Source organism: Sphingobium sp. (assembly GCF_033795625.1).
In the GTDB taxonomy this organism is placed as follows: domain Bacteria; phylum Pseudomonadota; class Alphaproteobacteria; order Sphingomonadales; family Sphingomonadaceae; genus Sphingobium.
The window spans coordinates 1-25,620 of record NZ_JARYGI010000027.1 but is presented as its reverse complement, the minus strand read 5'-3'; the positions used below and the strand labels follow the sequence as shown (position 1 = coordinate 25,620).

Sequence of the window (25,620 nt, the reverse complement as noted above, 5' to 3'; positions counted from 1 at the left end):
CACCTGCAACAAAACACTTGCCCTCTGAACGTTGACGGATAGTCTCCGGCAATGATCCAGCGCTTTTTCCTAATCTTGGTCCTTGTATTCCTGCCGGTTCCGGCCGCTGCTCAGGGGGTGGTGACATCCGCAGACCCGAGGGCGAGCGACGCCGGCCTGCAAATCCTGCGCGAGGGCGGCAGTGCCACCGATGCGGCGATGGCGATGATGCTGGCGCTCACTGTAGTCGAACCGCAATCGAGCGGCATCGGTGGTGGCGGGTTCCTCGTTCACCATCAGGCGTCGACTGGCATCACCGATACGATCGACGGTCGCGAAACAGCGCCTGCAGCAGCCACCCCCACCCGCTTTGTCGGAGCGGACGGCAAACCGCTGCCATTCATGGAAGCGTGGCCGGGAGGCTATTCCGTTGGCGTTCCGGGAAACGTCGCCCTGATGGCGAAAGCGCATGCCAAATGGGGCAAGCTGCCATGGGCCGCACTGTTCGCCCCCGCCATTCGCCTGGCCGAAGACGGTTATGACGTGACGCCGCGGCTGTTCAATTCGCTTGGCTCCGTCCAGAAAATCTGGGCCGACTTCCCGGAAGTCCAGAAACTCTACTGGAAGGATGGCGCACCGGTTCCGGTGGGCACGCATGTCCGCAACCCCGCGCTCGCCAAGATCCTGAAGGACATCGCCGCCAAAGGCCCCGCCGCCTTCTACAGCGGCCCCAATGCCGAAGCCATCGCCGCCGCCGTCACCAGTGCCCCGAAAAACCCGGTGCCGCTGACCACCGCCGATCTTGCGGGCTATCAGGCGAAGGAGCGGCCCCCGATCTGCGGCCCTTATCGTCAGTTCACGATATGCGGCATGGGCCCACCCTCTTCCGGCGGGATCACCGTGCTGCAGATCCTCGGCATGATCGAGCGTTTCGACATGAAGGCTCTGGGCAAGGACAGCCCGATTGCTTGGCACCTGATCGCGGAAGCCATGCAGCTTGCCTATGCCGACCGCGAGAAATACCTCGCAGACCGCGATTTCGTCGAGGTTCCCGTCGCCGGGCTGATCGATCCTGCCTATATCGAAACGCGCTCACGCCTGCTGTCCATCTCGAAAACGCTGTCCAATTACGCGGCAGGCACGCCTCCCGGCGCCAAGCCACGCACGCCTGCCCTGTCATCCGAAGTCGCCGGAACGACGCACTTCATCGCGGTCGACCGCGCAGGCAATGTCGCAAGCATGACCTCCACGGTCGAAAGCCCGTTCGGCAGCCAGCTCATCGTCAACGGCTATATGCTCAACAACGAACTGACCGACTTTACCTTCGCGCCGGAGAAAGACGGTGTCGCCGTCGCCAACCGCGTGGAAGCAGGCAAGCGGCCGCTGTCCTCGATGGCGCCTACCATCGTTTATGATGCCGCGGGAAAGCCCGTGTTCACCGTAGGCGCGGCAGGCGGGAAGACGATCATCATGCAAGTCGCAAAAGCCCTGATCGCGCGGCTGGACTGGGGGCTCTCCGCTGAAGACGCTATTGGGCTTGGCCTTATCTATTTCAACAAGGATGGCCTGATTCTGGAACAGGGCACCGCTCTGGAGCCTCTCAAAGCGCCGCTCGAATCACTGGGCCACACTGTCGCCGTCGCCAAGCTGGGGCTCAAGGCCAACGCCGCCGCCCTGGAAAACGGCCACTGGGTGGGTGCCGCCGATCCACGCAGCCCCGGCGAGTCGCGCACCGAATAGCAAGGTGGCCCTCCGGCGAAGCGAACGATATAGCTGTTGGGATCGGCAATCCGACCGCATGATGGGCGCATAAGCCGCAGGAGAAAAGATGCAGACGGCCGAGCGCTTCCCCAACCTCGTGACGCTGTTCTTTGCCCGCGCGCAAGCGGGCGGGGACAAGCCCTTCCTTTGGCGCAAGCAGGAAGGCGCTTGGCATTCCCTGAGTTGGCGCGAAGTTGCGTCTCAGGTGGCGTCGCTCGCCGCGGCACTGAAGGCAGAGGGGCTGCGACCGGGCGACCGGGTCATGCTCGTCAGCGAGAATCGGCCGGAATTCTGCATTGCGGATCTTGCGATCATGGCGGCGGGGTGCGTCACGGTGCCCACCTACACGACCAACACCGCGCGCGATCATGGGCATATCCTGACCGACAGTGGGGCTGCGGCCGTGCTTGTCTCTACGGCCAAGCTGTCGAAAGAGCTGATGCCCGCCGTCATCCGATCGCAGGCGCGGTTGGTTGTCGGCATGGAGCCACTTCGCGGCATGCAGGGCGATTCGGTCCGCTGCGCGCTGTGGGACACGTTGATCGCGGCGCATGCGCCTGACATCGAAGCCTGCGCGGCTGCCCAGACCGCCAGCCGCGAAGACCTGGCCTGCATCATCTACACCAGCGGCACCGGCGGCGCGCCGCGCGGCGTGATGCAGCACCATGGCTCCATCCTCTGCAATGTCGAAGGCGCGCGGAAACTGCTGGTCGAGGATTTCGGCGAGGGCGACGAAGTGTTCCTCTCCTTCCTTCCCCTCAGCCACGCTTATGAGCACAGCGGCGGCCAGTATCTTCCGATCATGTCCGGCGCCCAGATCTACTATGCCGAGAGCCTCGAAAAGCTGGCCGCCAACATCGAGGAAGTCCGCCCGACGATCATGGTCGTCGTGCCGCGCCTGTTCGAAGTGCTGCGCGCCCGCGTCATGAAAGCGATAGAGAAACAGGGCAAGGTGCCGATGTTCCTCCTCAATCAGGCGCTGCGGGTCGGGGGCAAGGATTTGGCCGAACAGCGCAGTCTCCTGGACGCGCCCGTTCGCCTGCTCGTCAACCGGACGATCCGGCCGAAGGTGCAGCAGCGCTTTGGCGGACGGATGAAGGCGATGGTATCGGGAGGCGCGCCGCTCAATCCCGACGTGGGCATCTTCTTCCACTCGCTCGGTATTCCCCTGCTTCAGGGTTATGGGCAGACCGAAGCCGGGCCAGTCATCAGCTGCAACCGCCCCCGAGCGGGCATAGCGATGGATACCGTCGGGCCGCCACTGGATGACGTAGAGGTCCGGATCGCCGACGACGGCGAGATTTTGGTCCGCGGCGAACTCGTGATGCACGGATATTGGCGCAATCCTGCGGAAAGCGAGCGCGTGCTTGTGGATGGCTGGCTCCACACCGGCGACATCGGCGAGATCGACGCCAGGGGCCGTATCAAGATCACCGACCGCAAGAAGGACCTGATCGTCAACGACAAGGGCGATAACGTCGCGCCGCAGAAGATCGAGGGCATGCTCACGTTGCAGCCGGAGATCGGGCAGGCGATGGTGTCAGGCGACAAGCGGCCCTACATCGTCGGCCTGATCGTGCCGGATGCCGAGTGGATGCGGGACTGGGCCAAGACAAACGACGTGGAGAACGACCTGGCCGCGCTGGCCGCAAGCCCAGACTTCATTGCCGCCGTGCGGGCCGCAGTCGATCGCGTGAACGCCGACTTGTCCGTGACCGAGCGCGCCCGCCGGTTCATCTTTGCGGACGAGCCCTTCAGTGTCGAAAATGAAGAAATGACCCCGTCGCTGAAGATCCGCCGCCACGTCATCCGCGCCCGCTATCAGGCGCGCCTGGATGCCCTATACAGGGCCTAGCGGATCAATCATCTGGCGGGGGCGCTATACGGCACGAATGGGCCGAGCACACAACTACCGCGCAGGTTGCCGCTCAACCGATCCACCACGCGAACGAAATCTCCCTTGCAATAACTGCCTCCAAAGCTCTGGAACACCGGAATATCGTCCGATCTCAAGCCACCGCATTGTCCGCCAAGATCATTGCGGTAGGTCAGCTTCGTTCCTACTCGATATAGCAGAATACCGTTGCCGATAGTCTGGAGATCATTGAGCATTGTGCGCGGTACACAGTTCACGGGAGTGCCCGGCACCTTGCCCGCCAGCGCCTTTTCCAGTCTCTGCGCCTCACGCGGCGTCAGCGGCGACGCAGTTTCCGCGGCAGCGCCCTGTGCGAAGCTCAGCAGAACCAAAGCCAGAAACATCCGCATCACCGACCTCCCTTCAGAGTCTAAAACGCATCCTTGGCAGCACGCAATTCCGCCAGATGATCCGCGTCGCGCGCCCTGAGGAAGACATTAGTGGCCCGCTCCAGCCCGATCGTCGTGGGCACCGTAGGCTCACCACGCACGCGGGCTGCATCGACATCCGCCATGCGTTCCCGGATCGCTACATTCTCCGGGTCCGCAGCAAGGGCGAAGCGCCCGTTGGACTGCGTATATTCATGCGCGCAGTAAACGGCAGTGTCGTCGGGAAGGGAACCCAGCCGCTGCATATTGGCGAACATCTGCGCTGCCGTTCCTTCGAACAGTCGCCCGCAACCCATGGCAAACAGAGTGTCGCCGATGAACAGGATATGTTCGGCATCCATATGATAGGCGATATGCCCCGCCGTATGTGCGGGCACCTCCAGCACCGTCGCGTTATGAGCACCGATCGTGACGCCGTCGCCTTCCACGACTGTCCTGTCGAGCGTCGGTATCTTCGCCGCTTCCGCCGCAGGCCCGGTGATCAGGCAGCCGGTCGCCGCCTTGATCGCTTCGTTGCCGCCGGTGTGATCGGGATGCCAATGCGTGTTCCAGATCTGCGTGATGGTCCAACCGCGCTCCTTAGCCGCCTCGAGCACCGGATCGGCCACCGCCGGATCGACGACGACCGTCTCCCCGCTGTGGGCATCGTGCATCAGCCAGATATAATTGTCCGACAACACGGGAACCCGGGCAACCTCCAGTGCCATTCCGCTCACCAGACGCCCGTGTTGGGCATCGAGGCCCAAGGCTCCGCCGGTTCCAGATGCCCGTCCTGAAGCAATTCGATGGAAATGTTGTCCGGCGTCCGCACGAACGCCATGTGTCCGTCGCGCGGCGGCCGGTTGATGGTGCCCCCGGCGTCCATCAACCGCTGGCACGTCTCGTAGATATTCTCGACCCGATAAGCGAGATGGCCGAAGTTGCGCCCGCCATCATAGTCCTGTGGGTCCCAGTTATAGGTCAACTCGACCTGCGCATCCTCGTCGCCGGGCGCGGCAAGGAAAACGAGCGTATATCGCCCTTGCTCGCTATCGAACCGGCGCTGCTCCTCAAGGCCCAGCAGATTGAAGAAGCGCACAGTCGCGTCGACATCAGTGACGCGGATCATGGTATGCAGATATTTGGGCACGCTTAAGTCCTCGGCCTTACAAAGTCGGCTTCTAGGTAAGCGGTCTCAGTCCAGGAACAACAGACCCGTAGCCCCGGCGTCCCTGATTTTACGGTTTTGCGCTCAGCCGCCCGAGATTATCCGCCGCCGACTTGCCAGCGCCGCTGCCCGGGGACAGGCGAACCGCCCGCTGCCACGCGGACCTGGCTACGTCCTCATGGCCAGTGAGGACGGCTATGTTGCCCTCTTCCAAAGCCACCGAAGCATCGTCAGGCGACATCTGTACGGCACGGGCGATATGCTGTTGCGCCAAGTCCATCTGCCCCGCCCGCCGCGCCAGCGTAGCCGACAGCAACCAGGCGAGCGGGTCCTTGGGCGCTTCGTTCAGCGCAACATCTATGTCGCTACGCGCCCCGCCAAGGTCGCCAAGCGCCACCAGCGTCCGCGCGCGATCCAGAAAGGCCTCGCCCTTCTCGATGCCGGGCGGCAAACCACGTGCCAGAGCCGCATCGAAATAGGTTCGGGCCTTCGCCGCATCCCCGCTTGCGAGCGCGGCATTTCCTGCCTGCGCCCATAATCGCGCGCCGTCGGTTGCGCTTCCGGCACGTTCCGCCTCGTCCGCGCCCTGTTCGAACGCGACCATCGCGGGCGCCCAGCGCTCCGCCTTGGAGAAAGCGAAACCAAGGCACTGCCGCGCATGGAAGGTGCCGCCATCCAGCCGCCAGTCATTGGCGAATTTGATACCGGCATCAGGATCGGTGGTCGCTGCGTCAAGACATGCCTGAAACTTCGCGGCGACCGCAGGCGGCACCGGCAACGTGCCTCGGGCGGCCGCAGGCTTCGCGACCTCACCCCGAGCCTCTGCCGCTTCCCGCCTCGATCGGTCCATGACGGCATTGGTTTCAGGGCTGAACCCCTGCATGGCGAGAAGAAAGGCAAGGATCATGGATACTCCGGCAAGGTCGCCACTGTTCGGATGAGCAGTGCTATGTCCTGATCGCGCGACAGGCGATGGTCGCCGTCCTTAATCAACAGGGTCTGCACATCGGATGAACGCAGGGCAGCGGCGAGATCGACTGCGATCTGCCAAGGCACATCGGGATCCTCTTGCCCCTGCAGCAGCCGAACCGGGCAATCGATGGCGATAGCGGAGCCAAGCAGCAGATTGGCCTCACCCGACTCCCAGAATGCACAGGTGGTGACATAAGGTTCGTCGCCATAGGGTGTCGGCTCTACAATCTGCCCATCGATCCGCAGCTGGGCCTTTTGCGCATCGGTGAAGCCCCAGTTCGTGAAGTCCGGCGCAGCGGCAATGCCGACGATCCCCGCAACACGATCAGCAATCGCCAGAGCCACCAGCAAGGCCAGCCACCCGCCCATCGACGATCCGACCAGCACCACGGGGCCTTCCACCAACTCCCCGATCAGGAACAGCACGTCGTCCCGCCAGACATCCAGCGTCCCATCGACAAAGCGCCCCTCGCTTGCGCCATTGCCCGAATAGTCCAGCCGCAGCATCGCCCGGCCCCGGTCTGCCGCCCAGGCATCCAGAGCCATGGCCTTGCCCCCCTCCATGTCCGACATGTAGCCGGGCAGAAACACGATCGTCGTACCGGCCCCGGGGCGATGTCGATAGGCCAGGCGCAAGCCATCGGGACGCGCGATGAAGTCAGGAGCGGCTGAATCTGTCATTGCGAAGCCTATGAACCAAGTCGCCCACCTTTTCGAGCCCCGCTGCCCTTGACTTGACGGTTCCCGCTGGACACATGCAATCGCTCCTAAATCCCGCAGAATATAAGGCGCCGCCTTTCATGTCCCAGTTGCTCAAGATCAGCCTGCCCGACGGTTCCGTGCGCGAAGTCGCGCCCGGCACTACCCCGGCGGAGATTGCGGCGTCGATCGGGCCGGGTCTTGCCAAAGCCGCGCTGGCCGCGAAAGTGGATGGCGAAGTCCGCGACATCACGCGCCCGCTGGAGCAGGACGCACAGCTTGCGCTGATCACCGCCCGCGACGAAGCCGATGCGCTGGAACTGGTGCGCCACGACTATGCGCACATCCTTGCCGAGGCCGTGCAGTCCGTGTTCCCCGGCACGCAAATCACATTCGGGCCGTCAACGGACGATGGTTTTTACTATGACTTCGCGCCCAAGGACCGCCCGTTCACCGATGAGGATCTGCCGGTGATCGAGGAGGCGATGCGCAAGATCATCGCCGCCGACAAGCCGCTGCGCCGTGAAGTCTGGTCGCGCGAGGACCTGATCGCGCGTTGGCAGGCAGCGGGCGAGACGTTCAAGGCGGAGTGGGCGGCCGAACTGCCCGAGGGCGAGGAACTGACTGTCTATTCGTCGGGCGGCGAATGGCTCGACATGTGCCGTGGCCCGCATCTCGCCTCGACGGGCAAAGTCGATCCGCAGGCTTTCAAACTGACGCGGGTGTCCGGCGCTTACTGGCGCGGCGACCAGAAGAACGCGATGCTCTCCCGCATCTATGGCACCGGCTGGCTGAACAAGAAGCAGCTCGACGCGCACCTGCTGCGCCTTGAAGAAGCGGCCAAGCGCGACCACCGCAAGATCGCGCAGGAAATGGACCTCTTCCACCTCCAGAGCGAAGCGCAAGGCTCCGTCTTCTGGCATCCCAAGGGCTACATCGTCTGGCGCCAGCTCGAAGCCTATATGCGCCGCAAGCTGGACGACGCAGGCTATCGCGAAGTGAAGACGCCGCAGTTAATGGATGCGCGTCAGTGGGAGCAATCCGGCCATTGGGGCAAGTATCGCGAGAATATGTTCGTGGTGCCCGACGAGATTCCGAGCACCGAGGATGAGGGCCCCGTCCTGTCGGGCGATGCGGACCTTATGGCGCTCAAACCCATGAACTGCCCGGCGCATGTCCTGATCTTTCGTCAGGGCATCAAGAGCTATCGCGATCTGCCGATGCGCCTTGCCGAATTCGGCTGCTGCCATCGCAATGAGCCGCATGGCGCGTTGCACGGCATCATGCGCGTGCGCCAGTTCACGCAGGACGACGCGCACATCTTCTGCCGCGAGGACCAGATCGTCGAGGAAGTGCGGCTGTTCTGCAACCTGCTCGATACGATCTACAAGGATCTTGGCTTCGAGAGCTATGCCATCAAGCTGGCGTTGCGCCCGGAGAAACGCTTCGGCACGGAAGAAATGTGGGACAAGGCCGAGCAGAGCCTGCGGGACGCCGTGGCGCAGGCCGGGCGCGCGGGTCCGGAATATGGCTGGGAAGAACTGCCCGGCGAAGGCGCATTCTATTCTCCCAAGCTGGAGTTCCACCTGACCGACGCGATCGGCCGGACGTGGCAGTGCGGGACGATCCAGTTGGACTATGTCTTGCCCGAACGACTCGACGCCAGCTATGTCGGCGAAGATGGCGAACGGCATCGCCCCGTCATGCTTCACCGGGCGATTCTGGGCACCTTCGAGCGCTTCATCGGCATCCTGATCGAGCATCATGCAGGGCGTTTCCCGCTGTGGCTGGCGCCGGTACAGGCCGTCGTGGCCACGATTGTATCGGATGCCGACGACTATGCGCGGGATGTCGTGGAGCAGCTTCGTGCAGCCGGAATTCGCGCCGAACTCGACCTGCGCAACGAGAAGATCAACTACAAGGTGCGCGAGCACAGCCTCGCAAAAGTCCCGAAATTGCTGGTCGTCGGCAAACGCGAGGCGGAGGAGGGCACCGTCGCCCTCCGCACTTTGGGAGAGCAGGCGCAGGCAGTCCTTCGGCTGGAAGAAGTGGTGGCGCAGCTTGCAAAACAGGCGCAGGCACCCGATATACGCTGAGGCGCCGATGTCACAGGCCGCTGTCTTAGCCTATAGCAGGACATGCGGCCCTTTTCGGCATTTGCAAAAGGCGCTATGAGCCGTCCGATTCACGACCACAGGAGAGTCTGCTATACGTCCCCCGATGATGCGCCGCCCATTGGCGCCGATGCCGAAATCCGGCCCCCGCTATAACGAATTCATCACCGTTCCCAAGGTGCGCGTGATCGATGAAGAGGGCGAAAATCTGGGCGTGATGTTTACGCAGGAAGCGATCGAGCAGGCCGCCGAAGTGGGCCTGGACCTGGTCGAAGTCTCCCCCAACGCCGATCCGCCGGTGTGCAAGTTCCTCGACGTCGGCAAGTTCAAGTACGAAGCTCAGAAAAAGGCGAACATCGCTCGCAAGACCCAGAAGACGCAGGAGATCAAGGAGATCAAAATGCGTCCGAACATCGACGATCATGATTATGATACGAAGATGAAGAAGGTCCACGACTTCATTGGCGAAGGCGACAAGGTGAAGATCACCCTGCGCTTCCGCGGTCGCGAATTGTCGCACCAGCAACTTGGCATGGCCCTTCTGCAGCGCGTGGCGGAAAACGTCGTGGAGATCGCGAAGGTCGAAGCCTATCCGCGTATGGAAGGCCGTCAGATGCTGATGGTACTCGCGCCGAAATAACTCTGATACCGGGAGCAGAGGACTGCGGCCCTTCTGCTCTTCTGAGCCACAGGTGATCGGGATCATCTGGTGCGCGCTTATGGAAGCGCGCACCCTCGTGGTTGTACCTCCGCGGTTTACTTGTCGAAGAGTTGCCGCTGTCCTGATTTGAACCACATGTGTTCAGCCCCCAACCAAAAACCCACATTAGCCAGCTATTAACGCAAAAATTTCTGCGGACGCAAAATCGCAAGCATCCATTTCCTGATCCATGTGTTCAGCGGTTAACAAAAAGTTAACTAACACATGGAGGCAATAGAGTTGTCGAAGCTAACGCAAGGGAAACACACCACCTCAAGTCGCTGCAAATTCCTCAAGCATACCGTTTTGAACGGCGTTTCGCTGGGAGCCATTCTGTTAAGTGGCGCGACAATTACCCGAGCTGAGGAGCTTCGACCGATATACTCTCCGGCCGCCAATAATGGAGGTGGTTCCAGCACCGGGCGGGCAGACATCATCAGCCTCAATGGCCAGACCGAGACCATCGAGGGCGATTACAATCTCCGGTTTACCAGTTCAAAGCGCTTCACGTTCAATGCGTCCACCATCGCGGACCGGAACGCCCGGGGCGAAGTGGTCTCCGGTTTCGACGCAGTTGATGGCAAAGCCAGTGTCTCTTTGGGCACGCAGCAGAAGATTGCATCGACGACCTATCCCGACGCAATCCAGGGCACCCGCGTTGCGACCCTTGTCTATGACAATGACCAGTTGTTCGAATTTGCCTCGACCCGCACGATCACCACCAATCTTCGCGATACGAACAGCCCGGTCTATGGAGACTTGCGGCTGGCCAACATCAGCAATTCCGAAGTGACGCTCGCGACCGGCTCCAAGTCCAAGAGCGTGTACGACAAGGCGAATTTCGCTATTCTGACCGCAGATAGCGGCTCCACTCTCTACAATGTCACCAATGGCAGCCAGGTAATCTACGATTCCCGTACCGCCACCATGAACGGTGAGGATCAGGACGGAATATCGCAGTCGCGGAACCAGACATATTCCGTGCCGGTGACGACATACTCCGGCGTAGCCTTCAATGGCAACGACAGCGTGACGGATCTCGCCAGCCTCAAGCGCTACAACACCAGCCTGATCACACAGCTTTCGGCTGGAGCGATCACTCCGGAGGATTATGACAGGCTGATCAAGGCGGCGGCTCCGGTCTCCTTCGAGCGAGTTACCGTCGAGAACCGTGTCATTCCACCTTATTCCGCGCCGCCCACGACCAGCGAACGCCGGTTCATTCGCCTCGATAATTCCGGTCTGACGACGAAAGTTGATTCGCAACTGGTTGGCGTTGCCGAAGCAGACGGAAATTCCGCGGGCTCATCGACCCTGATCGAGGCGACTAATGGATCGACCGTGGTCAACAACGGCACCATCGCCCAGGCGCAGCCCGGTCCCGGCATCCTGCTGAGCGGAACGGGCACATCGCTGACGAACTCCAGCACCGGTGTCATCGGCGTAGGGTATGAAACGCTCGATCGCTCCTCCGGATCGATCGTTCCCACCGGATTCGACGGCAGGGGCCATGCCACCAATATCGCCGCAATAAGTGCGAGTGATGGCGCGGCCGTTGCCAACCAAGGAATCATCAACGTCGCCAATCGCGATATACCCGGCGCGTCAAGGCAGACCACCATCGGCAAAGCCAACGCTGGGATCGTCGCAAGCTCGGGCGCCACTGCCACTAATTCCGGCGCAATCCTGATCGGCGGCGGGCCAAGCGCAGTCGCGAGTACATTAGGCAGCTTCCGTGGCGCTGCCGGGATGGTCGCGTCCAATGGCGGCACGGCGACCAATGGCACAGGCGGCACCATTAGCGTCGGCACGACCTTTGCCGAAACGGCAGCCGATCTCGCCAATATCACTGACGTCCAATCGGTCAATTATGCGTCAGGAATGGCGTCGCTGTTCGGCGGCGGCGCAATCGTCAACGACGGCACGATCCGGATAGGATCGCTCGCGCAGAACGCCAACGGCATGCTCGTTGGCGGCAGTGGCAATACGGCGGTGAACAACGGCACGATCATTATCGACCAGTCTGTCGTTCTGACGCCAAGCGCGCGCAACGCCGCAATCTCGGCATTCGGCAGCAGTGCATCAGGCGCAGTGAACGCCACGAACGCAGGCACGATAAACATCAGCGGCGTGAACAGCGTCGGCCTGCTAGTCGAGAATTCAATCGCGAACGGCTCCGCACGTGCCCTGAATACCGGCACGATCACGATCAACGGCGGACTGTCTGTTGATCGCCTGAGGAACTACGGCGTGTTCGTCGGCAATGCGAGTTCTTCGGCCCAGCAAAACGGCGCGGTGATCCTGAATGGCGAGGGCGCCATCGGCGTCCACGCCCGTAACGGCGGCCGGATCGACGTTGGGTCTACCGGCAGAGTCGATTTTCGCGGCACCAATCAGATCGGCTATTATGCCCTGGGAACTGGCTCGACCATCGACATCAATTCGACCACGAATGTCGATACTGCGTCCTCCACCGGCTTGCGCGTCGAAGGTGGCGCTATTGCCCGCGGCGATGGCCTGGCCTTCAATGTCTCGGGTGCGAATGCATTCGGCATCGTCGGCACTGGCCCCTCTTCCGGCACGACAGTCGACACGACGGGCATGCGGATATCGGTCTCGGGACCTGGCGCGGTCGGGGTACTGATCGAGGGCGGCGCGACCGGGCGGATCAACGGCGCGAGCACATTCGCCCTGACCGGATCGGGCACGACTGCTGCGATCGTCGATGGGCAGGGACATGCGCTGGACGGTACCAACGTCGGCACAGCCCTGCCAAGCACCAGCCTCACCAGCAACGCGAATCTCACATCGTCCTTCGACAACCTGACCGGTTATGTCGCCCGCAATAGCGGCCAGCTGACGAACTCGGGCGCGATCGCCTTTACGGGAGCAGGCGGTGTAGGCATCCTCGCTACCACCGGCGCGGCAGTCACTAACAGCGGCGCAATCGCGGTTGGGAACAATGGCACCGGAATCCGGTTGATCTCGACCGGGGCATCCGATGCCGTGACCCTCACCAACAGCGGAGCCCTCAGCCTTGCCGGGCCTGACGCCATTGGCATTGACCTCGCGGGCAGCGGCGCTACCGCCCTGCACAGCGGCAGCATCACGGGCACCGGCATCGGCGCGCGTATCGCCGGTGGAGCGGCGCTCACCAATCAGGGCGCGATCGCCCTTGCATCAGGCACGGGTATCCTGATCGACGGCGCCGGCTCGACGCTTGTCGGTAGCGGCTCGAGCCCTGTCACTGCCAATGATGGCACTGCTGCGCTTCGCCTCATCAATGGCGGATCGGCAAACAGCAGCGCCAGCTTCGTGGCGAACGGCACGGCGCACGGTGTCCTGGCCGATGCTGGCGCAGGCGCGCTGACACTGGGCAATGGCACCATCACGGTCGGCGGAAGCGGCAATGGCATCGAAAATCTTGCTAACTCTTCGGCCATCACGCTCAATGGCACGACCATCATTGCCAACGGATCGGGATCGGCCATTCGAACGGCTGTCGCGATTGATCCCGCATCAACGGCGACACTTACTGCCGCCGGAGCTAACAGCACCGGCTTCACATTCGCCGGTGCAGGCGGCGCCACCACCGCGAACAACCTGACGCTGGGGAACGGCCTGGCCATAGAGGCGCGCGGCGCAGGGGCTACGGGCGTAAGGCTGGCTACTTCCGGCACCGCAACATTGGGAGGCCGGATTGCCGTCACCAATGCCCAGGGCGGTTCCGCGCTCGTCGCAGGCCCGGCAGCGTCCGTAACCAACAATGGCACACTGATATCGGCGAGCACGACTGCGCCGGTCGTCGATCTTACGGGCGGCACGCTGGCCTTCACGAACAACGGCGCGATCACAGCCTCGTCAGCCACCGCGACGGCAATAGCGGGCGGCAATAACGGGCAGTCCGTGACATTGGCGTCGGGCGATGTCGTCGGTGCTGTAGCGCTCGGCTCGGGCAACGACACGTTCCTGATGACCGGCGGCACGCTGACGGGAGCATTTACCGGCGGCGCTGGCAGCGATACGGCCACTTTCCGCGGCCTCACCAATGCCAACATGTCCGGCATCACCAGCATCGCGGGCAACGGCGCGGCAGGCGAAAACAATGTCCTGACCTTCGATGGCACGACCTCTACGGGTACGCGCCGGATCACAGGCTGGAACGCCGTCAACCTGACGCGCGGTTCGGCCCTCACGGCGGACGGGGATATGACTTTGGCGAGTGGCGGTACAGCGACGATCGACGCTACCTCCACCCTCTTCGCGGGCAATGGCGTCAACAGCGTCATTGGGGCCAACGGCGGAGCGGCAACGCTGGTAAATGCCGGTGTGATCGACCTCACCAACGGGTCTACGGGCCCCGCTGACACCCTGACGGTGCGCGGCAACTATGTCGGGCAGAACGGGACGGTGAGGTTGGAGACCGTGCTGGGCGGAGATGGGTCCCCATCCGACCGCTTCATCATTGATGGTGGCGCGGTCAGCGGAACGACGGCGCTTCAGATCGCCAACGCGGGCGGCCTTGGCGCGCAGACGACGGGCAACGGTATCGAAGTCGTCAGCGCCATCAACGGCGGCACGACCACGGCGACGACGACCGGGACGGGCTTCGCCCTCGCTGGCGAGCATGTCGATGCCGGTGCCTTCGAATACCGCCTGTTCGCGTCCAATACGACGGGGACAAGCGAAAGCTGGTTCCTGCGCACGCAGGGATCAGGCCAGACCGAGGTGCCGACTACGCCGACACCCACGCCGACGCCGACCCCTACGCCAACCCCAACTCCCACCCCCGTCCCCTCCGATCAGACGGAAGTGCCGCCAAACTATCGTGTCGAGGTGCCTCTGCTTGCGGCCATCCCGAACAGCTTGCGAAGCAGCGACATGTCCATGCTCGCGACCTATCATAAGCGCATGGGCGATGAAGAAGACACAGTGGCGGAAGGCTTTGCCTTTCCCGGCCGGGTCTGGGGCCGCGTGATCGCAGAGGATCAGCGGTTCCGCCAGCAGGGCGATGTCCGTCCCGTGACGGACGGTCGTCTGTACGGCTTCCAGCTTGGCGTCGATCTGTTTCGCTACGGCTCGTCGGCAGGGCATCACGATCTGGGCGTCTATGTCGGCCACACCGATGGCAACGGCCGTGTTCGCGGCTTTGCCAGCGGCATAGAGAACCAGTATGTCGGCAAGCTTGACCCCAAGGCGACCTATGCCGGTCTCTACTGGACCTACACGTCCAACAGCGGCCTGTACGTCGATACGGTGGTGCAGCACAGCTGGTATGGCGGCGACGCAACGGCCGTGAACGGCAACCGCATCGACATCGAAGGCACCGGCATCCTCGCCTCGGTAGAGGCAGGCTATGGCATCAAGCTGTCACCTGCCTGGACACTGGAGCCGCAAGCGCAGATCATAGCGCAGGGTGTCTCGATCGATCCGGTCAGCATCCCGAACGCCTCGGTGTCGCAGAACAGCGACGGCTATGTGACTGGCCGCATCGGCATGCGGGCAAAGGGACGGTTCGAGACCAACAGCGGCTCGATCCAGCCCTATCTCCGCGCCAATCTCTGGAAGGGCTTCAAGGCGACCGACAGCACTTACTTCAGGACGCCCGCCGCGACGACGATCATCAGCACCCGGACGTCATCTTTGTGGGGTGAAGCGGGCGCAGGTGTGACCTGGACGCTCAAGCCCGGCTTCGCGATCTATGGTGAAGCCGATCATCGCTTCTCGCTGGACGGTGGCGCAGGCCTCGCCGGTCACGCCACCAGCGGATCGGTGGGCGTGAAGATCAGCCTTTAACGACAGGCAGGAACAGAGTGTCCGACGCGGACGCGGCTTCAAAAGCGGAACGAGTACCCCGCCAGAGCCGTAGTCGAGCCGTCGGACACATCCTGCATCATGCCGATCCGAAGGCTGGACGAGGCCGAGCCGCGGGCAAAGCCTGCCGTCAACTGCAATGGCCGTGTATCGCTGGCGAGGTTGGCGTTCGATGACCGGAAGACCAGTGACTGCGACCCCGCATCATAGGCCGAAGCAAGGGTAAGCTTCGCCCGCCCGCGCTCGATCGTCAGCGGCTGGGCAATGCCGAAGCTGAGCAGGCCGCCAAAGGCAACCTTGCTCGCCTGAATGCCCGCCCGGGTTCCGATCAGGGACGTTGCGCCGGTGACTATCGAAGCCCCATCGATCTTGAGGCGCGTGACGCCGACCGACGCGTAACCCTCTAGACTCCAGTCGTTACCGATGTCGAAGCTGTGATGCGCCTCCGCCATGGCGGTGCGCGTTCCGCGCCCGAGCGACAGTCCGCCCGTAGACTCCATACCCAGTACGGACCCCCGCTCCTCGATCCAGGAAGCACGAAGCGACGTGCGTCCGACCCCGAAAGACACGGTCGCAGCGCGGGCGGCGGAACCCTCGACCGACCCGGAAGAGAGCGTTACCCCCCACCTGCCAAACCGCGTGTCGCGGTTCACGCCGAAACTGTTCCCGGCCTGCGGAGCGTAAGCCAATACGCCATCTGCAAAAGGCGCCAGACCCATGATGTCGCTTTGGAGCGAATCCTGCGCATTGAAGGCGGCCCGAACGCTCGTACGTCCTATCTGATACGCAACTTCGCCTGAACGCATCACGCTATGCACGTCGCTTTGGGCAAAGCCTGTGCGATACGTCGCATAGCTGAAGCTTCCCTGCACCTTGTCGGCGGCAAAGCTGCTTGAGCCGCCCTGCGTCATCTGGTGAAGACGCCGCCGCAACCAGGTGGAACGGGCCTGTGGCTTTACCACCATGCTTGCCATCGAGCCGTTGAAGTCCCGGCCATACTGATCCAGCACCGTCACTTGCGAGAGCGCCGTCTGCAGCGATGCCGTGCTGATCGCGCTCGGCACCACCATGATGGACTGGGCCACTGCACTTTGAGCAGAGCCGTTGGAAATGGTCGGATTGATGGGCGACAGCGCCGCCTCCACATCGATCAAGCCATGGCCGAACACCGCGTCCACGCCAGGCTCGCCGACGTCCCTGGCAGTGTTGAGAATGACTTCGCCTGCTTGCACGCCGGAGAGTTGCGGCCATTTGCTGACGATCAGCGCCGCAAGCCCGGAAACCTGGGCCGTTGCCGAACTGGTGCCGGAGAAGGCGGAAATCGAGCCATCCACTCTGGTCGTGAAGTTGGTGCCAGCGGCAGCAACGGTGCGATCGGCCATGCTCCCCGCCTTGTTCGAATAGCTGGCAAGCGCGTAGGAGGAAGACGCAGACGTATCGACGGCCACCACGAACAGCCAAGCGTCGCGATTCGCGGCATCCACGTTTACGGCGTCGGACGGATCGGATGCACTCTGGTTCCCGGCTGAGTTGACCAGGAGCCCGCCGCTTGCACCGTACCGACCGGCGGCATTGCGGATGCCCACGTTGAAACCTTGCGAAGCCAGCGAGCGGTTGACGATCTTGATCCCGGACGTCGCGGCATAGTCCAGCGCTTCGGCATCATGGCTGAGCACTTCGGTCTTCGTATCGTAGTTGTAGTCGGAAGTCCGCAGAATGGCGATCTTCGCATCCGGAGCCATGCCCATGGTCCCGGTGCCATCGCGCTTGCCCGCGATGATTGCGGCAATGGCAGTACCATGATCCGCCTGATCGTCCCCCAGTCGTTCGCGCTTGGTCGTGACGCCGTTTCTGGTTTCGCTGCCAAAGTCCTTGGAGAGGCTCGATATCTGGTCCTGTAACGCGGGAAGCGCGCTGTTGACCCCATCATCCAGCACACCGACCGTGACGCCTTGTCCGGTCCAGCCATTGTCCAGCGCGTATAGGGATTTGACGATCTCATTACCCACATAGTTCTGGCGATATTCGGCAGTGTCGCTGGCGGAGCGGACGGGCTGCATGCTCGCAGGGGTGATCATGCTTCCCGTTGGCGGCGCCACGGGCGCCGCATAGGACGGCTTATCTGTCGCCGTGGGACTAGGGGTCGGACTGGGACTGGGGGCCGGACTGGGGCTTGGGCTTGGGCTGGGGCTGGGCGCCGGAACCGGGATTGGCGCTGGTTGCGAGGCCGGAGCTTGCGTACCGCTTGAATTTACTCCGCCGCCTCCGCCACATGCCGCGACTGTCGACAGTGCCAGGATGCTGATGGAACGTTGAAGATGTTGCATGGCCAAAGGTCCTCGTTCGGTGGAGAACCCATGCGCGCCAAACTCAAAAAATATGGTTAAGCCCCCTCCAAAAAGCTGCACCGCCAAGATGAAGGCTGCATCTCCCGCGCAGTAACTTTCGGCCAACCGTCGCTGATTGAGCACTGTCTGCCGCTGCGCTGATGACCCGCATCGAATGGCGGGTTCTTTCAGTTGCGGGGGGATGATGAAGACACGCCAATAACTTCGGCGTTTATGGGAGGATATTATGCGTATTCAATCGATGCTGCTCGCGGGCCTGGGTGCCTTGGCCCTTGCCGGATGTGCACAGAAGGAAGTGGTTGCAGAAGCTCCGCCGCCGCCGCCGCCTCCCGGAGCAGTATCAGGCAGCGTAGCCGCGGATCGTGACGGCGACGGCCTGGTGGACGGCTACTATACTTCGGACGGCATCTATCATCCTAACGCCGTGCTGATGCCGCCGCCGCCACCTCCTGCACCGACTCGCAAGGGGGAACGAGGCTGATTTTCCTGCCTCGGGGGATGCGGCGACGCCGCATCCCTCTCCTGTCTCTGCTGATAATGTCCTTCGCCGGTGGCTGCCTGACTCACCCGGCGAATGCAGCACCGGCGCGCGCTTATCAACGTGCCGAGTTGCCCGCGATAAGCTCCAATCGCACAACCGCCGTCGCCCTTGCCACAAAGCAGCGCTCCGGCGGTGCCCTGCGCCGCTTTTATGCGAGCCGAGGATATCGGGGGCTGTGGGCCTCCAGCGGCTCGATCGGCAAGCAAGCGGAAACCCTGATCGGCTTTCTCGCCTCTGCCGATCTGGATGGATTGAACCCCGCTTCCTACAAAGTTGATCGCCTGCGCCATGCAGTGCAGCAGGCGCAAAGCGGAGATCCGGAACTCGTCGCAGAAGCCGAGCTGGCTTTGTCCACCGCATTTGCGCGCTATGTTCGGGATCAGAGGCGTTCCAAGGTCCGGATGACTTATGCCGACCCGGCCTTGAAGCCCAAGAAGCCGCGCCCTGAAACGGTGCTGCGCGCTGCTGCATTTCCGAAATCGTTCGTCGGCTATATCGCGGACATGGGGTGGATGAGTCCGCAATATGTCCGCCTTCGCACGTTGATGGCGCAGGCCCAGCGCCAAGGAATGACCGCGCGGGCGCTGGCGCGCCTCCGCCTCAATCTGGATCGCGCACGCCTCCTCCCCGGCCCATGGACACATCACATCGTCGTAGACGCCTCCTCCGGGCGGCTCTGGTATTATGAGGCCGGCAGGCAGGCTGGAACCATGCGCGTGGTCGTGGGCACGAAGGAGACACCGACGCCCATGCTTGCCGGCACCCTGCAATGGGCCATCGTGAACCCGTACTGGAACGTGCCGACCTACCTCGCACGCAACAGGATAGCGCCGAAGATACTTGCGGGGCGATCTCTTGCTTCATTGAAGATGGAGGCACTGTCGGACTGGAGCGAAACGCCGCGCAAGCTGGAACCGTCGAGCGTCGACTGGTCGGCAGTTGCTTCGGGCACTCAGGAGATACGGTTGCGCGAACTGCCGGGGCCGAGCAATTCGATGGGGCGAGTGAAATTCCTGTTCCCCAATGACGAAGGCATCTATCTGCACGACACGCCCGATCGCGACCTGCTGAAAAAGACCGACCGTCATTTCAGCAATGGCTGCATCCGGCTGGAGAATGCCGCCGAACTGGCTCGCTGGCTGCTCCAGAAGCCCCTTCGCACGACATCGAAACAGCCGGAACAAGCTGTTCCGCTGCCCGTGCAGGTGCCGGTGTACCTGATCTATCTTACCGCTGCCGCGACGGATGGTGGAGTAGCTTTCCGCGAAGACGTTTATGGCTGGGATCAGTAGATCCCTCTAACACCCGTCATGCTTGGCTGAACTTAAGCGTCGGCCCAGCGGCGAAGCAGATTGTGGTAGATCCCGGTCAGACGAATGACCTGTGCATCGCCATGGCTGCGCTCCGCCGCCAGTACCTGTATGCTGCTATCCAGGTCGAACAGCGTCTGCCGCGCCTGATCATCACGCACCATGGACTGAATCCAAAAGAAGCTCGCCACTCGTCGCCCAGCCGTGATTGGTTCGACACGATGCAGGGACGAGGAGGGATACAGGACCGCGTCACCAGCGGGCAGTTTCACTTGCTGAACCCCGAACTGCGTTTCAACGACAAGCTCGCCGCCTTCATAAGCGTCGCAGTCTTCGAGAAACACGGTGATGGAAAGATCGGAGCGCACGCGAAATCCGCTGCCTGCCTGAATACGCACGGCATTGTCGACGTGCGTTCCGAAAGCCTGCCCGCCCGAATAGCTGTTGAACAGCGGAGGGAATATCTTCAACGGCAACGCGGCGGCGATGAACAGCGGACTGCGGCCCAGCGCATCCAGGATCAACTGGCCCGCTTCCCGCGCTTGAGGCGCAGTCTCGGGCAATTGCAAGTTGTTCTTGGCAAGGGCCGACTGAGGTCCCGAAGTGGCATTCCCGTCGATCCACTGCGCGTCGTCGATCAGGCCGCGTATGCTTGCAACGCATTGCGCGTCCAGAAGGCCGGGGATTGCAATCAGCACTAATGCGTCCGCTCAGCTCTTGAGGATGAAGGGAATCTCTACCCTGCCGCGGACGATGACAGCCTGACCGTCACGAAGGGTCGGCGCCCAGCGCCACGAGCGTACGGCGTCCTCCGCCGCATCGTCCAGCCGCGGAAAGCCACTGCTTCTTGCTACGGAAATAGCCGACACCCGGCCATCCAGCCCCAGTGTCAGCGCGAGCACCACAGTGCCTTGTTCCTTCTTGCGGCGACTCTCGACCGGATAGCGTGGTGGCTTGGCCGAGAGCATCCTGGTGGCGAGGTCGTCCGCCTGCACAGTAGCAGGGACGGGCGGCGCCCTGACCGAAACGGGAACAGCGACAGCAGGTACGGGAACTGGATTAGCCACTTGAACTGGGGCTGCCTGGGCCAGCACATTGACCGGCGCGGGCGGCGCTTTCGTAATGGCCATTGCAAGTGGAGCCGTAACTTCGGGCGCTGGCGGCGGCGGCGTTTCGGCCTCGGCGGGCGGAGGCGGTGCCGGCGGCGCAAGATTGAGCACAACCAGCTTTGCTTCTTTATGGCGGACAAATTCAGTTCTTGCCTGGATCAGCACCCCTATGAGCACGGCATGGAAAAGCACGACAGCAAAGATGACAGGCCAGTTGGTGCTCGCGGCCTCGCCATATCGCCCGGCGCGTTGTATGGACGGTTCAGGCGTTTGCAGAACAAGCTTAGGTGCCGCGCGCACTTCCGGGAAGGACAGGATTTCACCAGCGTCCGCGTCAATCCGTTCTGACATGCCAAACATAACGGCCGCTCGTTCCCTGACTGCTTCTGCAGGGGCTGCATAGCGCAGCCCCTAATGCGAATCAATTGCAGTCTTTGGACAAGTGTATTTAGCTCATTTGCTGATACCGTTCTTCTATCCTTCGCTCTACATCGATAGTGCCGCACGATATGCTCGCTTCGCCACTCCATCTGAACCTGTTCGTCTATGGCACGCTGCGCAAAGGCAGCGACTCGGAGATGGGCAGGTGGCTTATGCAGCACGCACAATGGTGCGGTACCGGACGAGTGCGGGGGGTACTTTACGAAATCGAGAGCTACCCAGGCTTTGTGCCTGATCCATGCGGCAGTTGGATTCAGGGAGATGTATTCAGACTTGGCCCGGAAAAACGGGAAAGCGTGCTCGCGGCGCTGGACGATTACGAGCAATGCTCGCCCCGTTTTCCACAACCTTGGGAATATCGCCGTGAGATGCTCGATATCAATGGCCCAGACGGCTGCCTGCCCGCCTGGACCTATGTCTACGCTTGGCCTGTCGAGGGCAAATTGCCGATCACGAGCGGCGACTTTCTGTTCAGGCAACCGTGAACATTGCATGACGCCATAGATCCAGTAACCTTCGCAATGAGGGAACTAGAGGAGATAGCGATGCAGGACGATCCAACGACACCCATAGGCTCGAACGAGGTCGATGACAGGCTTCCCGAAGATCGCAACTGGGTCGCATCAACTGGCATCGATCGCCGCGGGGTGCTGGCAGGGGGTGCGTTCGCAGCGGGTTTTGCCGCCGCCTGTCAACCCGTGGCTGCCACGACGATCAAGACTTCGGCCGAGGGGATCACCGAACTTTCTGCCAGCGTGAAAGCTGCGGACGGATTTGCGGTTCCCCTGTTCGTCGCCAAGCCAAGCGGCAACAAAGCTGCGCCCGTCATTGTCGTAGTCCACGAGATATTCGGCGTCCATGAATGGATCAAGGATGTTTGTCGCCGCTTCGCAAAGGCAGGCTACTGCGCTGTCGCTCCCGATCTTTTCGCACGCCATGGCGACGCGACGAAGATCACCGACTTCACGGTGTTGCGCGACACGATCGTATCCAGGGCGAGCGATGCCCAGGTCATGGCTGACCTGGACTCGACCTTTGCCTGGGCGGGAAAGAATGGCGGCGATGCAAAGCGCCAGGGCATTACCGGCTTTTGCTGGGGCGGACGCGTGGTGTGGCTCTATGCCGCGCACAGCAAGGCGCTCGACGCCGGAGTCGCCTTTTACGGGCGTGTAACCGGCAAGCCCGCTCCTCTCCAGCCGACCAACCCTGTCGACGAAGTAGCTAAGCTTAATGCGCCCGTGCTCGGTCAATATGGCGGCAAGGACAAGGGCATCCCGGTAGCAGACCTCGATGTCCTTAAAGCGAAACTCAAGGAACCCGGCAAAGCGCCGCCGTCCGACATCACGGTATACCCCGAAGCGGACCACGGCTTCATGGCAGACTATCGCCCCAGCTATAACGAAGCTGCCGCCAAAGCTGCCTGGGCTGCCACGCTCGACTGGTTCGGAAAATACGTGAAAGGATGAAAGCACCCCGCCCCGCTCGATGATAAGCGGGGCGGGGCTTGCCTTTACTTGCGTGCCTTCATGGCCTGCACCGCCGCGAGCGTATTCTTCACATGCGCGGCATAGCTGAGATCGCTATGCACATAGGCGACGCGTCCGGTCGGCGCGATCACGTAAGATGTGCGGTTGGACAAGCCCACACGCTGGGGCAGGGCCACGTCAAACCCTGATATGACGTTGGGGCCCGCCGAGGCCACCGTGAACTTGTTGCGGCACTCCTCGACGGAAAACTTGGCGAGCTTCTCCACCGGATCGGCCGACATGCCGATCACCGTCGCGCCCGCCTTCTTGAAGTCATCCGCCGCATCGGCAAACTCCCGCGCTTCCGCGGTGCAACCGGGCGTGAACGCCGCCGGGAAGAAGTAGAGCACCACAGGTCCCTTCTTCAGCTCGTCGGCCAGGTGGATCTGCCGCACCGTGCCCGCAAGCGCACCGCGCGTCGTGAAATCCGGAACCTTGGCGCCGACAGCCAGAGCCGCCGAGGCGGCGTGAGGCGCAAGCGACAGAGTGGCAGCGGCGACGAGAGCAAAAAACGTCTTCATGAACGAACTCCTGGATGGCGGAGGACGTGAAAGATGCCACGCCTTCAAAGTGCTCCTCCCAATACCGCGGATGCAGGCAAATACCTATACCGGGCATGGCGATGCAATCTTATCATGCCAGCCAAAGGACGCTAGAGCCGCACGATGATCAGCCGCCTCACCGTCAGCGACTTCCGCAACCATGAGGACGCGCTGATCGTACCGGCGCACCCCTTCATCGTCCTGACCGGAGAAAATGGCGCAGGCAAGACGAACATACTGGAGGCTGTGTCGCTGCTCGCCCCCGGCCGGGGGCTGCGTGGCGCAGCGCTGCGCGACATGGCGCGGCAGGACGGCAGCGGCGGCTTCGGGATTGCCGCGCAAGTGGATGACGTGACGATCGGCACCGGCGTCCTCCCGGACGCCCCGGACCGCCGCACCGTGCGCGTCGGCGGCGCTCCCAGTGCGGCCTCGGCTTTGGCGGAGCGGCTATCGGTGCTGTGGCTGACCCCCGCAATGGACCGCCTGTTTGCAGATACGCCGGGGGGACGCAGGCGGTTCCTGGACAGGCTGACGCTGGCGCTGCATCCTGGGCATGCCACGCACAGCACGCGGTACGACGCGGCGATGCGGAGCCGGAACACCTTGCTGTCGGAAGCGACTTCGCCCGATCAGGCATGGCTTTCCGCGCTGGAGAGCCAGATGGAGACACATGGCATGGCCGTGACCGACGGGCGGGCGGACACAATATCAGCCTTGAGCGATATATTGAATGGACAGGATGAAGGTCCTTTTGCTCGGCCTACCCTGGCGCTGGAAGGATGGGCTCTGGACGACCAGCCACTCGCCCGGCAACTGCGCGATAGTCGCCGACGGGACGCTGCCGCCGGGCGAACGCTCGTCGGCCCCCATCGCACGGACCTGAAAGTGACGCACGCCGCCAAGGAACAGCCTGCCGCTCTGTGCTCGACTGGAGAGCAGAAGGCCTTGCTGCTGTCCATCATCCTAGCGCATGCGGCATTGGTCGCGGGCCGCGTGGGCAGGCCGCCAGTGCTGTTGCTGGACGAAGTGGCGGCGCATCTCGATCCTTCGCGGCGCATGGCCCTTTTCGATCGCCTTGCCTCCACGGGCGGGCAAGTGTGGATGACAGGCACGGAAGCGGCGCTCTTCGACGGCGTAACCGGTGCAACGCGGCTCCATGTGAAAGCTGGACATATCACGTCCGAGTGAGGTGTTCGAAAGGTTCCGACGAGTTGAACGGCAGTTGAACCGCGCACCCTGACAGGGGAACGTCTCACCGCAGCGCGCTGGTACAGCTCTCTCGTTTCGCCTCTACGCCCCTCAACGAAGCGAGGGGTCGCACATCATAATGCAAGGTTTCTTCCGCGCGGCTTTCGCGCTGTTCGTGGCGCTCGGTCTGGTTACAACGAGCGCTCCGGCCATGGCAGGCACATTGCAGTGTGCGCCTTACGCCCGCCAGATCTCAGGCATTCAGCTTTTCGGACGCGCTGCCGACTGGTGGGACCAGGCCAGCGGACACTATGATCGCGGCCACGAACCTCGCGTCGGCGCGGTGCTGGCCTTCGCTTCCAGCCGCTCCATGCCCGCCGGTCATGTCGCCATGGTCAGCCAGATCGTGTCTACCCGTGAAGTCCTGCTGACGCACGCCAACTGGTCCTATCGCGGCGGGATCGAGCGCAACGTCCGCGCGATCGACGTATCGGCCAACAACGACTGGAGCGACGTCAAAGTATGGTATGGCCCCATCGGTGGCCTGGGCCTGCGATCCAATTCGGCCCGCGGCTTCATCTACGCTACGTCGCCAGTCGCAGCAAAGCCCGTTCAGATTGCCTCTGCGGATACCGGAATCACTCTGCACTGATGCACCCCGGCATGCTTAACGGCTTGCTAGGCATTTCCTGACATAGTTCTGCCCCAACCGAAGCCGGCTGTCGTTGGGGGCCACTATGATGCAGAACATTCGTGGCAAGACCGCAGCGGGGCTGCTGGCAATCACGCTTGCCTTGTACCCTGCCATTCCATTGCGGGCGGCCGATATGCTGCAATGCGTGCCTTATGCGCGCGTCGTCTCTGGCGTCACCTTATATGGCGACGCGTGGACCTGGTGGGATCAGGCGGCGGGTCACTATGGTCGCGGTCATCGCCCCAGAAAAGGCGCGGTGCTCGCCTTTCAGCCTTATGGCCCCATGCAGCTTGGTCATGTCGCCGTGGTTAGCGCCGTGCTGTCGAGTCGCGAAGTGCTGATCCGCCATGCCAACTGGGGACCTCCAAAAACCCCTAGCCAATGGCTGCGTGATTTGATTCATTGCGGCTGACGGGAGGTGAGGATGCGTC

General features: G+C 62.5%; 20 protein-coding genes and 1 pseudogene. 12 read left to right on the top strand and 9 right to left on the bottom strand.

Going from position 1 to position 25,620, the window contains the following annotated elements:
• Positions 1-51 precede the first annotated feature (51 nt).
• A complete protein-coding gene (gene ggt / locus QHC67_RS13330; RefSeq protein WP_319295081.1) occupies positions 52-1,719 on the top strand; it encodes a gamma-glutamyltransferase in 1,668 nt (555 codons plus the stop codon).
• A gap of 88 nt (positions 1,720-1,807) precedes the next feature.
• Positions 1,808-3,595, top strand: a complete 1,788-nt coding sequence (locus tag QHC67_RS13325; RefSeq protein WP_319295079.1) for an AMP-dependent synthetase/ligase — start codon at positions 1,808-1,810, stop codon at positions 3,593-3,595.
• Between the two features lie 8 nt (positions 3,596-3,603).
• On the opposite strand, the gene QHC67_RS13320 is transcribed toward QHC67_RS13325, so the two are convergent.
• The 5 genes from QHC67_RS13320 to QHC67_RS13300 form a co-directional block, all read right to left on the bottom strand.
• Positions 3,604-4,005, bottom strand: coding sequence for a hypothetical protein (locus QHC67_RS13320; RefSeq protein WP_319295077.1), 402 nt, complete (start codon positions 4,003-4,005; stop codon positions 3,604-3,606).
• 20 nt (positions 4,006-4,025) lie between these two features.
• Positions 4,026-4,751 (bottom strand): hydroxyacylglutathione hydrolase, encoded by a 726-nt coding sequence (gloB, locus tag QHC67_RS13315; RefSeq protein ID WP_319295075.1) that lies wholly within the window; start codon positions 4,749-4,751, stop codon positions 4,026-4,028.
• A 5-nt stretch (positions 4,752-4,756) separates the two neighbouring features.
• The gene (locus QHC67_RS13310) at positions 4,757-5,173 is read right to left on the bottom strand and encodes a VOC family protein (RefSeq protein WP_319295073.1); all 417 of its coding nucleotides are present in this window, start codon (positions 5,171-5,173) and stop codon (positions 4,757-4,759) included.
• 88 nt (positions 5,174-5,261) lie between these two features.
• Positions 5,262-6,098, bottom strand: a complete 837-nt coding sequence (locus QHC67_RS13305) for a tetratricopeptide repeat protein (protein WP_319295071.1) — start codon at positions 6,096-6,098, stop codon at positions 5,262-5,264.
• A complete protein-coding gene (locus QHC67_RS13300; RefSeq protein WP_319295069.1) occupies positions 6,095-6,844 on the bottom strand; it encodes an alpha/beta hydrolase in 750 nt (249 codons plus the stop codon). Before QHC67_RS13300 ends, QHC67_RS13305 begins: the two co-directional genes overlap by 4 nt.
• Before the next feature lie 119 nt (positions 6,845-6,963).
• Between QHC67_RS13300 and thrS the strand changes: the two genes are divergently transcribed.
• The 3 genes from thrS (at position 6,964) to QHC67_RS13285 (ending at position 15,472) form a co-directional block, all read left to right on the top strand.
• Positions 6,964-8,958 (top strand): threonine--tRNA ligase, encoded by a 1,995-nt coding sequence (thrS, locus tag QHC67_RS13295; RefSeq protein ID WP_319295067.1) that lies wholly within the window; start codon positions 6,964-6,966, stop codon positions 8,956-8,958.
• A gap of 124 nt (positions 8,959-9,082) precedes the next feature.
• Entirely contained in the window at positions 9,083-9,616 is a 534-nt protein-coding gene (infC, locus tag QHC67_RS13290) for a translation initiation factor IF-3 (RefSeq protein WP_319295065.1), read from the top strand.
• Between the two features lie 366 nt (positions 9,617-9,982).
• Entirely contained in the window at positions 9,983-15,472 is a 5,490-nt protein-coding gene (locus QHC67_RS13285) for an autotransporter outer membrane beta-barrel domain-containing protein (protein ID WP_319295063.1), read from the top strand.
• Between the two features lie 38 nt (positions 15,473-15,510).
• Here the strand turns inward: QHC67_RS13285 and QHC67_RS13280 are convergent, their stop codons facing one another.
• Positions 15,511-17,568, bottom strand: a complete 2,058-nt coding sequence (locus tag QHC67_RS13280; RefSeq protein WP_319295061.1) for a S8 family peptidase — start codon at positions 17,566-17,568, stop codon at positions 15,511-15,513.
• Between the two features lie 496 nt (positions 17,569-18,064).
• Between QHC67_RS13280 and QHC67_RS13275 the strand changes: the two genes are divergently transcribed.
• Together QHC67_RS13275 and QHC67_RS13270 are read left to right on the top strand one after the other, a co-directional pair.
• Positions 18,065-18,319, top strand: coding sequence for a hypothetical protein (locus QHC67_RS13275; RefSeq protein WP_319295059.1), 255 nt, complete (start codon positions 18,065-18,067; stop codon positions 18,317-18,319).
• A gap of 56 nt (positions 18,320-18,375) precedes the next feature.
• Positions 18,376-19,671: a L,D-transpeptidase family protein gene (locus tag QHC67_RS13270; RefSeq protein ID WP_319295057.1), complete on the top strand. Its 1,296-nt coding sequence runs from the start codon at positions 18,376-18,378 to the stop codon at positions 19,669-19,671.
• Positions 19,672-19,703: 32 nt separating this feature from the next.
• On the opposite strand, the gene QHC67_RS13265 is transcribed toward QHC67_RS13270, so the two are convergent.
• Positions 19,704-20,387, bottom strand: coding sequence for a Fe2+-dependent dioxygenase (locus QHC67_RS13265; protein WP_319295054.1), 684 nt, complete (start codon positions 20,385-20,387; stop codon positions 19,704-19,706).
• 12 nt (positions 20,388-20,399) lie between these two features.
• Positions 20,400-21,149: an energy transducer TonB gene (locus tag QHC67_RS13260; RefSeq protein ID WP_319295052.1), complete on the bottom strand. Its 750-nt coding sequence runs from the start codon at positions 21,147-21,149 to the stop codon at positions 20,400-20,402.
• Positions 21,150-21,307: 158 nt separating this feature from the next.
• Here QHC67_RS13260 and QHC67_RS13255 point away from each other — a divergent pair, with 158 nt between their 5' ends.
• Both QHC67_RS13255 and QHC67_RS13250 read left to right on the top strand, forming a co-directional pair.
• Positions 21,308-21,724 carry a gamma-glutamylcyclotransferase family protein gene (locus QHC67_RS13255; protein ID WP_319295050.1) on the top strand — a complete coding sequence of 139 codons (417 nt, stop codon included), beginning with the start codon at positions 21,308-21,310 and terminating at the stop codon, positions 21,722-21,724.
• A gap of 60 nt (positions 21,725-21,784) precedes the next feature.
• Positions 21,785-22,705: a dienelactone hydrolase family protein gene (locus tag QHC67_RS13250; protein ID WP_319295048.1), complete on the top strand. Its 921-nt coding sequence runs from the start codon at positions 21,785-21,787 to the stop codon at positions 22,703-22,705.
• A 44-nt stretch (positions 22,706-22,749) separates the two neighbouring features.
• On the opposite strand, the gene QHC67_RS13245 is transcribed toward QHC67_RS13250, so the two are convergent.
• The gene (locus QHC67_RS13245; protein WP_319295046.1) at positions 22,750-23,286 is read right to left on the bottom strand and encodes a peroxiredoxin; all 537 of its coding nucleotides are present in this window, start codon (positions 23,284-23,286) and stop codon (positions 22,750-22,752) included.
• A 144-nt stretch (positions 23,287-23,430) separates the two neighbouring features.
• Here QHC67_RS13245 and recF point away from each other — a divergent pair, with 144 nt between their 5' ends.
• From recF to QHC67_RS13230, 3 genes and pseudogenes are all read left to right on the top strand, one after another.
• The gene (recF, locus tag QHC67_RS13240; RefSeq protein ID WP_319295044.1) at positions 23,431-24,495 is read left to right on the top strand and encodes a DNA replication/repair protein RecF; all 1,065 of its coding nucleotides are present in this window, start codon (positions 23,431-23,433) and stop codon (positions 24,493-24,495) included.
• A 139-nt stretch (positions 24,496-24,634) separates the two neighbouring features.
• Positions 24,635-25,147 (top strand): CHAP domain-containing protein, encoded by a 513-nt coding sequence (locus QHC67_RS13235; RefSeq protein ID WP_319295042.1) that lies wholly within the window; start codon positions 24,635-24,637, stop codon positions 25,145-25,147.
• Positions 25,148-25,322: 175 nt separating this feature from the next.
• Positions 25,323-25,556, top strand: a pseudogene (locus QHC67_RS13230) (CHAP domain-containing protein); the annotation flags it as partial.
• Positions 25,557-25,620 lie beyond the last annotated feature (64 nt).